We start from the raw sequence: 14,932 nt of genomic DNA on the forward strand, positions 1-14,932 counted from the left end.
TCCGCCGGCAATTTCGCCGGCGAACGGCTCAGGAAAACAGCAGCGACGACAATTTGCGCCGCGCCGCCAGCGTCGCCTCGTCGGTCATGCCCCAGGCCTCGAACAGCTTCAACAGCTGCGCCCTGGCGCCGTCCTCGTTCCAGGTGCGGTCGGCCTTGATGATGGCCAGCAGGTTGTCGGCCGCCGCATGGCGATCGCCTCGCGCATTCTGGACCATGGCTAGATCGAAACGCGCCTGGTGGTCGCCGGGATTGGCGGCCAGGCGCTGCTCGAACTCGGCGGGATTGCCAAGCGCTGCCGCTTCAGCCGCCAGCGTCATCTTGGCGCGCAGCGCGGCAAGTGCTGGCGCATCCTTCTTGGCCTCCGGCGCCGTTGCCAGCAGCGCCTCGGCGCCCTCGCTGTCGCCGGCCTCGAACAAAAGCTCGCCCAACCCGGCGATCGCCTCGATCGTCTCCGGCGCCTGCGCCAGTATGGCGTCATAGATGTCGGCTGCGGTCTGCGCATCGCCCGCCGCATGCGCTTCGGCTGCCGCGGCCAAAGCTTCTGCGACCGGCGGCGCGCCATTACCCTTACCGCCGACCTTGGTGATGAATTCGCCGATCTGGCTCTCGGGAATGGCGCCCATGAAGCCGTCAACCGGCTGGCCGTCCTTGAAGGCGATGACCGCCGGGATCGACTGGATGCCAAGCTGGCCGGCGATCGAGGGATGATCGTCGATGTTCATCTTGACCAGCTTGACCTTGCCGCCGGCGGCCTTGACCGCCTTTTCCAGCTGCGGCGTAAGCTGCTTGCAGGGCCCGCACCAAGGCGCCCAGAAATCGACCAGCACCGGCTGTTTCCGCGATTCCTGGATGACGTCGGTGGCGAAGGCGGCGGTCGTGGTGTCCTTGATCAGGTCTCCACCGGCCGGTGCCGCGCCGGGCACGGCCTTGGCCGGCTCGGCGCCGCCATATTGCACGGAGGTGGTGTACTGGCCGGAATTGCCGCCGAATTGGCCGCCAAACGGATTGTTGTTGTCGCTCATGTCGTCGCCCTTCCGGTCGCGCCCCTCGCCAGCGGAGCAGGCGCGACATCCATGCTAGAGGTCAGTTTTCGCCATCCATGTGGCGATCAAGCCGAGACTTTCAAGATAACAGCATCATGGCCGGTTGCCTCGACGAATCTGATGAGGTCGGCGGAAGCGATCGACGTCGTCGCCTCATTGATCAGCGGATGCGCATTGATGACGTCATGCGCCATCAAATCCTGGTCGAGCACCACCTTGACCCGTCTTTGGGTGTCATTGATCAGCCCGAACACGGTGACGGCGCCCGGAATGACGCCGAGCAGTTCCATCAGCATCTCCGGCTTGCCGAAGGAGACACGGCTGGCGGCGCCGATGATCGTGTGGATCTGCTTCAGGTCGACGACCGCATCCTCGCCGACGCTGACCAGGAAGAAATTGTCCTTCTTGTCCTTGAGGAACAGGTTCTTCGTGTGGCCGCCCGGTATCTCGCCGCGCAGCGACCGCGAATCGGCGACAGTGTAGAGCGGCGGATGACGCACGGTCGACACCGATATGCCGAGATCGGCAAGAAAGGAGAAAAGCTCGGCTTCAGTCTTCGGCATCGATGGTCTTTCCCTATCTGGTACAAGTCTGGCCACGCGCAAAGCCGTTTACGGCCAATGATGCCGCCGAGACAAGACCGTCATGCGGGAAGTCAATGAATGACGAGCGTTGCCAACGAGGTTCGGCCAGGCGATTTGGCGCGACCAAAAAGCCCGTCATTTCCCTGTTGCAATCGCCGCGCTCTTCAGCCATATAGGCCCGGCTTGCGGCCCTAGGGCCGTGTGAGCGGGTGTAGCTCAGGGGTAGAGCACAACCTTGCCAAGGTTGGGGTCGAGCGTTCGAATCGCTTCACCCGCTCCAATTTCCTCAAAGGGAATCAAGCGATGAAGAGGCGCCTTTCGGGGCGCCTTTTGCTTACATGGCTTTCTAAACCGGCAATGAAGGCTCATTGTAGGCGCGTTGCGGGACTCTCGTTCTACCTTAGAACCAAGCGCGGGTAAGACGGCGTGGCGCATAATTCCTTGGTTTCCAGTTCGGCGAAGGGCGGCACCGCTGCCGAAGCACTCGCGTGGCTCGCGTTGCGGAACGCCGCGTCGGATTGCGGCTCAGGTTTGCGCTCGATCGACACGCAGCCCCTGCGCGCGCTCCCGGCAGGACGCAAGTGGGCGGGTGAGATCGCCAGGGTGATCGTCGATGGCCTTATGGCGACAAGCCTGTCGGCGCCGGCGCAATTGGCTGCCGGATGGGACAGGTTCGGCGGCGCCATCACCGAGCTGATCGTCGGACTCGGCAAGATCTGGGACAATCCTGCGGCAGCTCGCCGCATCCAGTATCAGCTTGAGCAAATGCTTCTCGACGCCGACGATCTTGCCGCGCCGCGAAGGCTGACGCGGACGCTTGGAATTCGCGTCGACCCTCGAAACCCGACCGCAACCGAACTGCCTGAAGGCATCGATCAGATCTACGCCCACCTGATGATGGATGGCCAGATCGAGGCTATCGTACAGTTCGGCGTACTCGGGACAGTGACAAGGGATCATTGGATTGAATTGATCCAGAATGTCGTGCCCGCTGAGCGGCTTGGCCTTGCAGCTGAGGCATTGTCGACCTCAGCAGAACGCGGGCCAGATCCGGACAGCCATTTCGGCAAACTCGCCCAATTGGCCGCGCAAGCGCGGAAGCTGGTTCGGTCGAGCGCCGAACCTGCACAGCCTCCTGCAACGCCACGCCGAGCACGGACCGCGGACAGGACTGATCGCACGGCGTTCTGGAACAGCTATTTCGCGACCGAGGATCCGTGGAAATACGGCTCGCTCTATGAGCAGGAAAAATATCAGCGGCAGCTCGAAATCCTGCCTGCCGGTTCCATCGGACGGGCGCTTGAGCTGGCCTGCGCGGAGGGCCATTTCACGCGGCAGCTGGCGCCGCGTGTGGGCCATCTGGCCGCAACCGACATCTCCGCCATAGCCATCGAGCGGGCTCGTGCGCGATGCGGCGATCAGCCGAATGTTGAGTTCGGCGTACTGGATTTCGCTGCCGACACGTTGCCGGGTGAGATGGATCTGATCTTCTGTTCGGAAGTGCTCTATTATCTGGACGATCTCGCCGAGTTGCGGCGCATCGCCAAAAAATTCGCTGCGGCGTTGGCGCCTGGCGGCAGTTTCATCAGCGCACACGCATTCGTGCTGCGTGACAATGTCGAAAAGACGGGCTTCGACTGGAACACATTCGGTGCTCAAGCGATCTCCGAGACGCTGGCAGCGACCGAAGGCCTCGTGCTCGAGCAATCGATCCAGACCGAGCTCTACCGCATAGACCGCTTCCGCCGCCTGCCGCCGGACGATGTGGCGACGGAACCGGTGATCGATCATGTGCCAATCCGCGCGCCCATCGAAATCGGGGTCGCGCGAAACATCGTCTGGGGCGGTGCCCGGGCCTTGCGCCGCGACGTCGCGCGCAGCGAGCGGCGCCAACGCATCCCTGTTCTCATGTATCACGGCGTCGCCGATGAAGGTCCGGCGGCGCTCGCCCGTTTTCGGCTCGCGCCCGCCGCATTCGCCAGCCAGATGGCATGGCTGCGCGCCAATGGCTTTCACGCGATCGGGTCCGAGCAGCTGGAAGGCTTCATCGCCAACCGTCAGCCTTTCCCTGGCCGCCCTGTGGTCATCACCTTCGACGACGGCTTCCAGAATTTCGCCGACCACGCCTGGCCGATCTTGCGCGCCAACGACCTGACCGCGGAAGTGTTCCTGGTGACGGACCTCGTGGGTGAAACTGCAGGATGGGACGCCGACAGCGGTCCGCCGGCGCAGCTTATGGGCGCCGAGACGGTGCGACGCCTCGCCGCCGAAGGCGCGTTCTTCGGCAGCCATATGGCGACGCATCGTGCGATCGATGGTCTGTCGAGCGCTGACCTGGCCGCCGAACTCTTGCGCTCTCGCACGTTCATCGAACGGTGGACAGGCCGGCCAACCACCGCGTTCGCGGCACCCTTCTCTGTCACCGACCGACGGCTCGGCCGGCTGGCCAGGGAGTGCGGCTATCGAGTGGGCTTCGGCCGCAAACACGGGCCGGCGGACCTCGATAGCGATCCCATCGACCTTCCGCGCATCGAGATACGCGGGGACCGCACGCTCGATGACTTTGTTGCCACTGTCGAGGCCGTGCTCGATGAACGCTGAACGTGTCAGTGTCCCGCCCGCAATGCGCAAGATACAATCGACGAGACGCCCCGCAGCGTAAGCGCATAGTCCCGTGCCAGCGCCGCCCTAAGTCCTGAGACACGCGAAGGATTCCATCCATTCGCATCGGGCAGGATTTTTAGTAGGCTGCCGCAGGCAAATTGGGGATTTCGGCGTAATGGTGGTCAACGATCGTCTTCTCGAAGGCAAGATGACCGAGATCGAGCAAGCGCGAGCATGGAGTCCGCGCGTCATCTCAAAATTCGAAACGCTTATCAGGAGCGGCGACGACCAGGCGCTCTATCGCGTCAATCCGCTGGCCTTCGCCCGAGACCGCGCAATCGCCGAGCCTGAAGCAATCGACCTTTTCCTTTACGCGGCCCGCTGCGGCCTGTTCGATATGAGCTGGGACGTGCTTTGTCCCCAGTCCGGGATGGTACTCGACAGTTTCGGCGCCCTGCGCACGCTGCAGACGCATTACGTCTGTGGCCTGTGCGACGTATCGGGCGATACCGACCTCGACGACTTCATCGAGGTCTCCTTCTCCGTGTCGCCCCATCTGCGGCACCTTCCGTTTCACGAACCCCAAACGCTCTCTGTCGAGGATTTTCACTGGAAGCTGCGCTTCGGCAATGACGGGCGGCTGCCCGGGCAGGATGTACGCTTTCTGGATGTTCTGCGAGGCTTCGTGCGCGGCATGACGTTCCTGCCGCCGGGCACCACAACAATGCTGCGCGCTGATCTCGGTCCGGGCTCCCTGTCGGGCGTCAACGTGCAGACACAGGCGGCATTCGCTGTACCCATATCAGGGGATCCGGTGTTGGCGCCGACACTTCTCAAGATCAACTATGACGGCAAGCGTTTCTTGCCGTCGTTGCCGGCAGTGCCGCCCGGTCCGGTTGTCATTGAGGTTGCGAATACCGGACCCGATCGGGGCGCGTTGCTTCTCATCAACTGGCCGCCCGAGCTTGTCGCGTTGACGACCAAACCGACGCTCGATTTCGACCCATATGTTTCCGGCGGGGCGCTGCTCGCGCGGCAAACCTTCCGCCGCCTCTTCCGTTCCGAGCGTGTCGACGAGAAGGAGGGGCTCGGCATCCGGCAGATCACCTTCCTGTTCACGGACCTCAAGGGTTCCACCGCCATGTATGAGCGCCTCGGCGATCTCAACGCCTATGCCCTGGTCCGCGAGCATTTCGCTCTGGTCAACGCGGCGGTTCAGCAACATTCCGGAGCGGTGGTCAAGACTATTGGAGATGCGGTGATGGCAGTATTCTCGCGGCCATCGGATGCAATCTCGGCCGCACTCCACATCTTTGAAGAAATCGATCGCTTCAACGGCGACCACGACGGGCCGGGGATCATCCTCAAGATCGGTGCCCACTGTGGACCGTCGATTGCCGTGACGCTCAACGACAACCTCGACTATTTCGGCCAGACCGTGAACGTCGCCGCGCGCGTGCAGTCACTGGCGGAAGCCGGACAGCTCTGCATCTCCGAGGCGCTCTATTGCGCGCCCGGCGTGAGTGACCTGCTTGCGGGTCGAAGCGTCGTCGCGTTTGACGCGCCTCTTCGAGGCGTAGAGGGCGATGCAACTGTCTATCGCATCATGCGAGGATAGAACGCGGCTGCGTGCCGCAGCCATTGCCTCGGCCCCAGTAACCCGCCTGTTTACCTCGTTCACAAGCCTATTGGGCGACCTGCGACACGGCTGACATCAGTTCCTGCGGGTTTGGCGCGCCAAACATGTATCGCCCACCCTCCGGCACCTCGGTGAAGCTCCAGCGGACGATCCCCTGCCGGTCCAGCAGGAACTGACCGACCAATTGCCCGTGTCCCGTTGCCATCATCTGCTGGTCGGCGTCGGTCATTTCGTAATGGTCCTTCTTGTCAAGGATTTCGCCGGCCGCCATAGGATTCATAGAACCGGGCAACTCGCCTGGTATGTCGACCCGCATATCCATCACCGATGCCATCGAGACCTTGTACGGCCAGTTCGTCTCGTTCTCGGTGAATTCGAGATTGGGCAGCCCAAAAGCACGATGTGAAGCGCGTTCCGGGTCCGAGGCCGCAAGCAGGTTCGGCATCGGGTGATAGCGGAAATAGAGACGTGCCCGTTCGATCGGCGTGTTGACCACCGTCAGGCTCTGCACGCCCCTTTCGCGCAACTCCGGATCAAGCCGCGCCTGGGCGGCGATGTGGCGCCGGCAAAACGCACAATGCAGACCTCGAAACAGGCCGACCAGCACGGGCTTTTGTCCGCGAAAGTCGTCAAGCGCGATCTTGCCTTCCTGGGTAATGGCGTCGAGGACCACGTTCGGCGCACGGTCGCCCGGCTGAAGCGGCAACAAGTCACTATGCGCGGACATTTCCAACCTCCACCCCCGGCTAGTCGAGAAACGGCAGCACCACAAGCCCTTCCGGGTCGAGCCCGTGCTGGGCGCATATACCCTGCGCCAGGGAAAAGTAGCGTTCGGCCTCGGGCAGATTGTCGAGGTCGAGATTAAGCGTTGCAAGACCATCATAGCACGGAAACAGCAGTTGCGGTTCGCCCGTTTCGCGGGCTACGTCCAGTGCTTCGTGGAACAAGCCAACCGCCAGGTCCGGACGGCCGTTGCACTGGTGGATCTGTCCAAGCACGATCAACGGCACCGCCAGGTGTTCGCGCTGGTCTAGCGCCCGGTCGATCTCGATAGCCTTCTCGGCAGCAGGCACGCCCTCCGTCGGGCAGCGATCCGTGAAAGTACAACAAGCCACCGCCAGATTGACGAGGAGGCGCGCCTGGAAGCCCAGATCACCAATACGGCGCGCCACTTCAAGACCGCGCCGACAGACCTCCATCGCCTTGGCCGGATCGATGGTCGTGTAAAGCACGCCGAGATTGGTGTAGCCGCGGCAGGCCGCGCCCAGCAGACCGGCGGCTTCGGCCAATTCAATGCTGCGCTCGACCTCCCGCACGGCTTCATGGTTTCGCCCAAGGCGAGCCAGCGCAACACCCTTTGTATTGAGTGCCTCGCACGTCACGAGAGTGGCATCCTCGGGGACATGCTCAGTTGTCAGAGCGCGTAGGCAATCCAGCGCCGCGTCCGCCCATTTTGCCGCGAGCGCGTGATCTCCGCTACGGAACGCCTGTCGGCCACGCTCTTGCCACAGATGCGCCTGCTCGATCGGGGCATCCGCTCCATCGAGGAGCGCCGCCGCTTCGGCATAGCGGGTTTCTGCGTCGTCCCGCTTGCCGACGTCCCAGAGCAGTCGACCTATCTTGCGCAAAACGCGCGCCGCAGCGACGCGATCGGCTGACGCGCGGTATGCCTGCAGCACCGTCTCGTAGTGCTGGTGCGCGATCTCGCGGCGGCCTGCCGGGCTGCTCAAATCGGCAATGCGCTCTGCAATTGCCAGTTTGAGCGGTGTTTGTGCCTTCTCGCCCAACGCGTTCAGTGCGCGCTCGTAGAAACGAAGGGCGTCGTCATTGGCGTATATCATGCGAGCGCGATCGCCCGCCGCCTGCAGGTAATGCGCCCCTCTCTCGCGCTCGGCGCTCAGTGCGAAATGGTGACCGAGCACGGTCAAATCCTCGAGCCGTTCCGGCTTGTCGCCGCACAATCGCTCCAGGGCGGCGCCGACCCGCCCGTGAATGTCGGTCCGGCGTTGCAGGAGCAGATTCTGGTAGATCACGTCCTGCAGCAATGTTTGCGTAAAGCGGTAGCTTTGCGACGAAACCGAGCCTGATCCGGCAACTTCCTCGATGATTTCCGCATCGCAAAGCAGTTCGCAGCCGGCCTCCAGCCGGCCGGGGTCGGCCGTCACGGCCTTCAGAAGCGTGGCATCGAAGCGCGGGCCGATTACCGCGGCCTCTTGAGCCAACCGGCGTACCTCCTGGGGCAGCCGGTCGACGCGAGCAAGCAACATTGCCTGGATCGTGGCCGGGATGCCGGTTGCGACTTCGCCTGCCACGGTCCGCCATTGCTGACCCTCGCGCGTCAACACACCGCGATCGATAAGGCCACGAACGATCTCCTCGATAAAAAGCGGGTTGCCGCCCGCACGCTCGAGGATCTGGTCGAGAAGCCCTCCCGCGGAGTTTACCCAGCTCTCACCGAAAAGTGCCGCCACCAGGCTGCGTCCGTCATGGCTGCTGAGCGGCGACAGCCTGAGCGCTGTGTGACTGACCCGACTTGAGTCGAGCTGGTCGTTGTCCGGCGCCGGGCGATGCGTGACCAGCAGCATCAGCCGTGTGCGCTCCAGCCTGTCCATCACGAACCGGAGTGCCTCGAGCGAGACGGCGTCGGCCCAGTGCAGGTCTTCGACGACAATCAACAGCGGCGACAACGCAAGCCGCCGCTCGATGATTGTGCGGACTGCGTAGAGAATTTGCCGCCGCAGCTGCTCGGGCTCGACATGCTGCAAAGTGGCATCGGGGTCGCCAAGGCCAAGCACATGGTAGAGCAAAGGCATCAGCCGCTTCGCCTCCTCGCCCTGCAGGCCGAGATCGGTCAGCAAGGCTGCGAGCTTGTCCCGCATTTCGTCGCCATTGTCGTTTTGCATCATCCCGGCGGCGCTGCGCACCACTGCGCCCAGCGCGCCGAATGATTGTTCGCCCAGGGGTGAGCATGTGGCCTGCCGCACGGCGACATTGCGAAAACGATCCTCGTCGCCGACGCGGGCGACGAACTCCTTCACCAGCCGCGATTTCCCGATACCGGCTTCTCCGACGAGGCGGACAAGTTGGGCCGAGCCGCCGCACGCCTGGTCAAGGCTCGCCAGCATTCTGTTGAGCTCCGCATCACGGCCTATTATCGGCGCACTGAGGCCGAGCGCCTCGAGCCCACGCGCTGCACGCGGCGCGGCCAGCGGTGCATCCAGTCGATGGACGAGCACACTGCCGGCCTTGCCGCGCAAGGCGACATCGCCCAGCGACTCGTAAGAGAAGGCATGCCGGGTCAACCTGTGCGTGAGCTCGCCCACCAGCACCTCACCCGGCGCTGCCAGCGATTGCAGGCGTTGCGCCGTGTTCACCGTGTCGCCGGTCACCGAATAGGATTTGGCGGTGCCGATGCCCAATCCGCCGGTAACGACCGGACCCGTGTTTATGCCGATATGGAGCAACAGAGGCGAACCGGAATGACGGGCGCTTTCACCGAGCCGCGCCGTCCGGGCGATCATGTCGAGAGCGGCGCGAAGCGCGCGTTCCGGATCGTCCTCATGCGCGACCGGCGCACCGAACAGGGCGAGCAGTGCATCGCCGATGAATTTGTCGACGAAGCCACCAAAGTTTCGCACGGCCGCCGTCAATTCCTTGAACAGTTCGTTCTGCAGCGCTTGCATGACTTCGGGGTCGAGCTGCTCGCTGAGTGTCGTGAAGCCGCAGAGGTCGGCGAACAGGACCGTTACCGTCCGTCGATCGGCGTCGGAGACGGGAGACTGCCCTTCCTCGCTTTCGATGTTCGGTGACGGAGTTCGAGAGGGTGGCGCAATGGTTCGGCCTGGTGTTGGAGCAGGCTGTTCGGCGGCTTTTGCGGACGCGCCGACGCTTGCCCCACATTTCGGACAGAACTCGAAATCGGGTGCGCAGGCGTAGCCGCAACTGGCGCAAAGCACGGGCTGGCGCCGGCCACACTTCGGACAGAAGGCGAAGCCGCCCTCAATCTCGAAACCGCAGCCCGAGCAGTCCATGGACACCTCACCAGAGCATGATACCGAAAAGTGTAAAGCGGTTTTCGGACGACATCATGCTCTATCTCTTTGACCGAGGGCATGACGCGTGATCTCGCCACGCTCGTCACGGCCAGCACAAGGATGAACCGATAGTTGTCAACCGGCAAGCGGTAGCGCAAATGGGCATCCGGATGGGTTCGGCGGCAGAGCGCTGCCGATACGGTCGGCCGCGTGGCCGTCGTTTGCGAAAATTCTCTCTCACCCCCATCTTCCTGCTATCGTGGAGATGAGGAGGCGGGCCCATGAGCGAGAACCGTAAGCTGGCCGCAATCCTGGCCGCAGACGTGGTCGGATACAGCCGACTCGCGAGCGAGGACGAAGATCGTACCTTGGCGAGGTTGCGGACGCTGCGCAGCGACCTGATCGATCCGACCATCGCAGTGCACAACGGACGGGTGATCAAGCGCACCGGGGATGGGGCACTGGTCGAGTTCCGCAGTGTGGTGGATGCCGTGCGCTGCGCCGTTGAGGTTCAGAACGGCATGGCTGAACGCAATGCCGGCGTGCCGCAGGACCGCCGCATCGAGTTCAGGATAGGCATCCATCTGGGGGATGTGGTCGAGGAAAGCGACGGCGACCTGATGGGCGACGGCGTCAACATCGCCTCGCGCCTGGAGGGCGTCGCGGCGCCCGGCGCCATCTGCCTGTCCGAGGATGCCTATCGCCAGGTCAAGGCGAGGCTCGACCTTTCGGTCAGCGATCTCGGCAGCACGCAGCTCAAGAACATCGCCGAGCCGATCCGGGTCTATTCGCTGCAAGTCGGGGCCAAGGCGGCCGCGACCCCGGAACCCGCGACGAGCCGGCCGGCCACGGCAGCGCCGCCGAAACTGTCCATCGCCGTGCTGCCGTTCGCCAACATGAGCGGTGACGCCGAACAGGACTACTTCGCCGACGGCATCTCCGAAGACATCATCACGGCGCTGTCCAAACTGTCGCAACTGTTCGTCATCGCACGCAATTCGTCGTTCACCTTCAAGGGCCAGAACGTCCATGTGCAGGACGTCGGCGCGAAGCTGGGCGTACGGCATGTGCTTGAGGGCAGCGTACGCAAGTCGGGCAACAGGGTGCGCATCACCGCGCAGCTCATCGATGCAATTTCGGGCGGCCATCTGTGGGCGGAGCGGTTCGATCGCGACCTGACCGACATATTCGCCGTGCAGGATGACGTTACGCAGCAGATCGTCGGTGCGCTGGCGCTCAACCTGACGGATGGCGCCCGTCCGCGGCTGGCGCCGGAGCCCCCGCGCAACACGGAGGCATATGACTGTTTCCTGCGCGGCCGGGAGCTGTGGCACCGGCTGACGAAGGAGACGAACACCGCGGCCCGCGACCTCTTGCAACGTGCCACCGAGCTGGACCCGAACTTTGCCTCTGCTTACGCCTTCCTTGCCCTCACGCACGGCATCGATTACCTGAACAGGTGGGGTGCGTCACCGCCGGAATCGATGGCGCAAGCCGAAGAGGCCGCAACGCGAGCGGTAACGCTGGATGACAACGATCCCTGGGCGCACTGGGCGCTGGCGATAGCCAAGCTGTACACACGACGGCACGATGAGGCCGTCGACGAGGTCGAGCGCGCACTGGCCCTCAATCCGAACTTCGCCGAAGCGCATGTCTGCCGCGGCGAAACGCTGTACTATTCAGGCAGACCCGAGGAGGCCCTCGAGAGTTTCGCCCGGGGCAAGACCCTGAATCCATACTTTCCGGATGTGGTTCTGCACTTCCAGGCTTTGGCGTTGTTTCAACTGGCAAGGTACGACGAGGCCGTTGAGCTCCTGCTGCAACGGCTGGCTCGCAACGCTACCACCGATGTCTCGCGCGTGCTTCTGGCCGCCAGCTACGGCCATCTGGGCCGTTTGGAGGAGGCTCGCGCGGCATGGCAGGAGGTGCTTCGCGTCAATCCCGACTTTTCGCTGGAATACCGTCGCAAAGTCTTGCCTTACAAGAACCCTGCCGATTTCGAACTCATGGTCGACGGCCTCCGCAAGGCCGGTGTGGTGCAATGATCGGGTAGCGGCCTGCTCAGACGCCAAAGGCCCGGCCGATCTTGCGCCATCGGGCGTTTTCGCGAACCAGTTTCAAGTCGTCGGTCGTCTCCGCAAATGTCCGCAAACGGTATTGCCGGAGCAGGTCTGGGAAGAGCGCCCCTTCCGGCAGGCCGGCAAGCTGCTCGCGGACCGAGATCTGTTCATCGATGACCCGCATGCCCCAGGCATTTTCCCGAACCTGCAGTTCCGCAGCCAGATCGCGCTCCTCGGGAGCGTTTTCATCCAGCGCAACCAGCAGGATCGAGTGGAAAAGCGCGACATAGCCAATCTGTCTCAGGCCACCCACAACCCGCACCCGCGGCAAAATGGCGAGCACAAGGAACATCAGGAACAAGTTCGGCAAAAGCACGCCGTTCAGCAGCGCCTGCCTGAGATGCAGCCGCTCGAATGGGATGGAAACACCATGCGGCCTGTCGGGCTCGATCAGGCGCCCGTTCTCAAGCACAAGCTTGCGCACGCGCTCTTCGCGAATGCCCCAGAAATAGTCAGTGGCATTGGGCAGGAATCTGCCGAATGGGCCCGATACGGCCTCTTGCAAGGCATGGTCGAGACGCTGGCGCCTTGCGGGCTCAAGGAGCAGCCTGGAAAGCAGGCTGCCATCATCGTCCAGATGCCGCGCCATGGCGGAAGCGGCGAGCCGATCGTCGATGAAAACCGGCCGGGCCATGCCGGAACGATCCCAATCGGCGACCAGATCCCCGTTGAGTTCTGTCAGCGCATCGGCAGCGGTTGCAAACACCTTGTCCTGGCTGGCGAGCAGTGTACCCAGCCAGCGGCTGGCATCCGTCTCATCGCCCACCGCTTCGAGCGCGCGCTTGTTGAGGGAGACGGGACCGGCCGCGCAGACGCTTTTGCGGCACAGTTTGTGGCGCCCCATACCAAACAAATTGACCTTGTCGTCGCCGACATCGAGCCATCCCGGTCCCTCCTGGCCGACGGTCTCCATGGTCATCGTCGTTCCCATGAAGCCGAAGAAGGCCGAGAGCCCGTTTTCGACCGCGCCGAGCCAGGCAAGCAGCAGGGCATCGAAGGTGATCCGGTCCATCAGAAGCAGGCAGTGCAGGCCGGACTGGATCACCGGTCTGTGCTCGAATTCGTCGAGCGCCTTGCCGATCTCTTCGGGCTGCATGATCGCAGCAAGGCGCTGATGCAGAACGTCGCGCAGGATCGAGCGGGCAGCGATCGACGCGCCCGATGCAGGCCTTGCCACCGGTCGCCACAGGTGGCGGGCGTAGTCGGAAACCGGCGCATTCCAGTTCTGCTCGATGTCACGCACGACTTCCGGGCAGAGCAGCGACAGCACGGCCAGAATTTCCGCCGGAGGCGCAGGGGCTGGGGCAAATACGGCGGTCATCAGAACCGCAGCCGCGCCATGCTCAGGAGGTCGTGGTACCGCCCGTCGGTAAAGCCGGCCTTCACATGCCGGCCTTCGACCTCGAAGCCATGGCTGGTGTAGAGGCGGATGGCCGGTTCGTTGTCGGCATAAACGGTCAATTCGACCCGCTTCAGGGCGCGCCAGTTGTCGGCCACATCAAGCAGCGCGGCGAGTATCGCAGAGCCTATGCCCTTGCCGACAAAGCCATCGTCAAGGCCGATGTTGATCTCGCCTATATGCGAACGGCGTGGCGAACCCTGCACGACCAGGCTACCATGGCCGACCACCTTGCCGTCCATCTCGGCAACGATCCAGGTGGTTTCCGGGCCGGACTTGGCGATGCGCCGCTCCACCTGCTCCACCATCTCGAACGGCATCCTGAGCGTGCCCCAGCGGAAGCCCGGCATGTTGAAGATAGCGCAAAGCGCCTCCGCATCGCTTGGCCGTACGGCCCGGAGCTGCGGCTGGATTTTTTCGGAGGAGGTCGTGCTGGTCATGGCGTCTCAGGCGGATGCAATCGGCCCCGCACGATGCACCGGACATCACCTGAAAATCCAGCCGTCTCTATGCCCTATGCTACCGATTGCGCGCTGAAATACCGGGAAGCGGCGGTGAGTTTGACGCCGCCACTGACGCCGATCCAGCCGAAAAGGGCGAGCCAGCACAATGTCCTGGTCGCCGTCCAGTCGATCCGGTGCACCGCAGCGTCGGTGATGATAAGGCCAAGAATGGCAAGCAGGCCAACCAGAAACTGCGCCAGGCCGAGCACCAGCAGCTCCTCGCGCGGTGCGTTTTTCCAGACGAGATATGCGCCGCCAGCGCCGGCGAGGAAGATGGCGCTGTAGACCTGGGCGTGGAAGGGATCGACCGGCCATGGCCAGGTGCTGCTGACCATCAGGGGAAACAGCAACATGCCGACACCATAGAGCCCAAGGAACGCCGTTTCTGCCAACATGTAGCCGCGCCACGCGGGGTTCAGGGTCACGCCTTTCGCTGAAGGTCGGCCCCTGGCCCGCCACAGGAACAGCCCGGATACCGCGGCCGAGGCAAGATAGACCAGGAACCATAGCCAGGTCGCTTTTCGCCCGAAGTTGAAATAGCCGAGATTGATCAACGAAACCGCCGACACGATGACGGTGAAGATGAAGGCCATGATGAGCACCAGCCTGCCGGGCGACCAGCGATTCCAGAACAAGAGCGCCGCCATCACCGCCATTTCGGCGGTGTAGAAGCCGCCGAGGAAGCGGGCACTGAATGGCGTGACAGGCCAGGGCCAACGCGGCTTGACCAGTGCCGGCGCGAAAAACAGGCCGGCGCCCACGATCAGGACGATGATGACCCCTAAGGAGAAAATGCGCAGGGCCGCCGGAAATGGCGGGTTGTCGGATGTCGGCATGGAGAAAGCCCCCAAAATGCATGCCCAATGTACCATCATAGTGCCGCTTGCGGCCGGTGAAAATCGGCGGGCGGAAATTGAACTGTCACCAGGCTTGTCTATTCGAATGGCCGTACGGCCCGTTTCGGCGTAAAATGGGGGACTCGGACCAAGGAGCGGTCCGGCCAA

11 protein-coding genes and 1 tRNA gene are annotated in these 14,932 nt (G+C 63.2%); 4 read left to right on the forward strand and 8 right to left on the reverse strand.

From position 1 onward, the window contains the following. Positions 1-28 precede the first annotated feature (28 nt). Both trxA and AC04SH_RS05150 read right to left on the reverse strand, forming a co-directional pair. A complete protein-coding gene (gene trxA / locus AC04SH_RS05145) occupies positions 29-1,024 on the reverse strand; it encodes a thioredoxin (RefSeq protein WP_488574172.1) in 996 nt (331 codons plus the stop codon). An 86-nt stretch (positions 1,025-1,110) separates the two neighbouring features. Further along, the gene (locus tag AC04SH_RS05150) at positions 1,111-1,608 is read right to left on the reverse strand and encodes a prolyl-tRNA synthetase associated domain-containing protein (RefSeq protein ID WP_488574173.1); all 498 of its coding nucleotides are present in this window, start codon (positions 1,606-1,608) and stop codon (positions 1,111-1,113) included. A 226-nt stretch (positions 1,609-1,834) separates the two neighbouring features. Between AC04SH_RS05150 and AC04SH_RS05155 the strand changes: the two genes are divergently transcribed. After that, a tRNA-Gly gene (locus tag AC04SH_RS05155) sits at positions 1,835-1,909 on the forward strand. Between the two features lie 245 nt (positions 1,910-2,154). On the opposite strand, the gene AC04SH_RS05160 is transcribed toward AC04SH_RS05155, so the two are convergent. Then, positions 2,155-2,589 (reverse strand): hypothetical protein, encoded by a 435-nt coding sequence (locus AC04SH_RS05160; protein ID WP_477344847.1) that lies wholly within the window; start codon positions 2,587-2,589, stop codon positions 2,155-2,157. A gap of 120 nt (positions 2,590-2,709) precedes the next feature. Here AC04SH_RS05160 and AC04SH_RS05165 point away from each other — a divergent pair, with 120 nt between their 5' ends. Then, a complete protein-coding gene (locus AC04SH_RS05165; protein WP_488574174.1) occupies positions 2,710-4,230 on the forward strand; it encodes a polysaccharide deacetylase family protein in 1,521 nt (506 codons plus the stop codon). 211 nt (positions 4,231-4,441) lie between these two features. Continuing rightward, the gene (locus AC04SH_RS05170; protein ID WP_488574175.1) at positions 4,442-5,851 is read left to right on the forward strand and encodes a DUF5939 domain-containing protein; all 1,410 of its coding nucleotides are present in this window, start codon (positions 4,442-4,444) and stop codon (positions 5,849-5,851) included. 67 nt (positions 5,852-5,918) lie between these two features. Here AC04SH_RS05170 and AC04SH_RS05175 read toward each other — a convergent pair whose 3' ends face one another. Continuing rightward, positions 5,919-6,599, reverse strand: a complete 681-nt coding sequence (locus tag AC04SH_RS05175) for a peroxiredoxin-like family protein (RefSeq protein ID WP_488574176.1) — start codon at positions 6,597-6,599, stop codon at positions 5,919-5,921. Between the two features lie 19 nt (positions 6,600-6,618). Beyond that, entirely contained in the window at positions 6,619-9,903 is a 3,285-nt protein-coding gene (locus AC04SH_RS05180; RefSeq protein WP_488574177.1) for an adenylate/guanylate cyclase domain-containing protein, read from the reverse strand. Positions 9,904-10,187: 284 nt separating this feature from the next. Between AC04SH_RS05180 and AC04SH_RS05185 the strand changes: the two genes are divergently transcribed. Continuing rightward, the gene (locus AC04SH_RS05185; RefSeq protein WP_488574178.1) at positions 10,188-11,951 is read left to right on the forward strand and encodes an adenylate/guanylate cyclase domain-containing protein; all 1,764 of its coding nucleotides are present in this window, start codon (positions 10,188-10,190) and stop codon (positions 11,949-11,951) included. A gap of 16 nt (positions 11,952-11,967) precedes the next feature. Here the strand turns inward: AC04SH_RS05185 and AC04SH_RS05190 are convergent, their stop codons facing one another. The 3 genes from AC04SH_RS05190 to AC04SH_RS05200 form a co-directional block, all read right to left on the reverse strand. Then, positions 11,968-13,347, reverse strand: a complete 1,380-nt coding sequence (locus AC04SH_RS05190) for a hypothetical protein (RefSeq protein ID WP_488574179.1) — start codon at positions 13,345-13,347, stop codon at positions 11,968-11,970. Continuing rightward, complete coding sequence (locus tag AC04SH_RS05195; protein ID WP_488574180.1) at positions 13,347-13,865, reverse strand: GNAT family N-acetyltransferase; 519 nt, start codon at positions 13,863-13,865, stop codon at positions 13,347-13,349. Before AC04SH_RS05195 ends, AC04SH_RS05190 begins: the two co-directional genes overlap by 1 nt. Before the next feature lie 74 nt (positions 13,866-13,939). Then, complete coding sequence (locus tag AC04SH_RS05200; RefSeq protein ID WP_488574181.1) at positions 13,940-14,764, reverse strand: hypothetical protein; 825 nt, start codon at positions 14,762-14,764, stop codon at positions 13,940-13,942. Between the last annotated feature and the right edge of the window lie 168 nt (positions 14,765-14,932).

The sequence above is a fragment of the Mesorhizobium sp. CNPSo 4688 genome, from assembly GCF_057784295.1.

Bases quoted from the DNA above. Each gene is read 5' to 3' on its own strand.
- AC04SH_RS05190 (WP_488574179.1), bottom strand. From the start codon at position 13,347: ATGACCGCCGTATTTGCCCCAGCCCCTGCGCCTCCGGCGGAAATTCTG.
- trxA (WP_488574172.1), bottom strand. From the start codon at position 1,024: ATGAGCGACAACAACAATCCGTTTGGCGGCCAATTCGGCGGCAATTCC.
- AC04SH_RS05200 (WP_488574181.1), bottom strand. From the start codon at position 14,764: ATGCCGACATCCGACAACCCGCCATTTCCGGCGGCCCTGCGCATTTTC.
- AC04SH_RS05195 (WP_488574180.1), bottom strand. From the start codon at position 13,865: ATGACCAGCACGACCTCCTCCGAAAAAATCCAGCCGCAGCTCCGGGCC.
- AC04SH_RS05185 (WP_488574178.1), top strand. From the start codon at position 10,188: ATGAGCGAGAACCGTAAGCTGGCCGCAATCCTGGCCGCAGACGTGGTC.
- AC04SH_RS05170 (WP_488574175.1), top strand. From the start codon at position 4,442: ATGACCGAGATCGAGCAAGCGCGAGCATGGAGTCCGCGCGTCATCTCA.
- AC04SH_RS05160 (WP_477344847.1), bottom strand. From the start codon at position 2,589: ATGATCCCTTGTCACTGTCCCGAGTACGCCGAACTGTACGATAGCCTC.
- AC04SH_RS05180 (WP_488574177.1), bottom strand. From the start codon at position 9,903: ATGGACTGCTCGGGCTGCGGTTTCGAGATTGAGGGCGGCTTCGCCTTC.
- AC04SH_RS05150 (WP_488574173.1), bottom strand. From the start codon at position 1,608: ATGCCGAAGACTGAAGCCGAGCTTTTCTCCTTTCTTGCCGATCTCGGC.
- AC04SH_RS05175 (WP_488574176.1), bottom strand. From the start codon at position 6,599: ATGTCCGCGCATAGTGACTTGTTGCCGCTTCAGCCGGGCGACCGTGCG.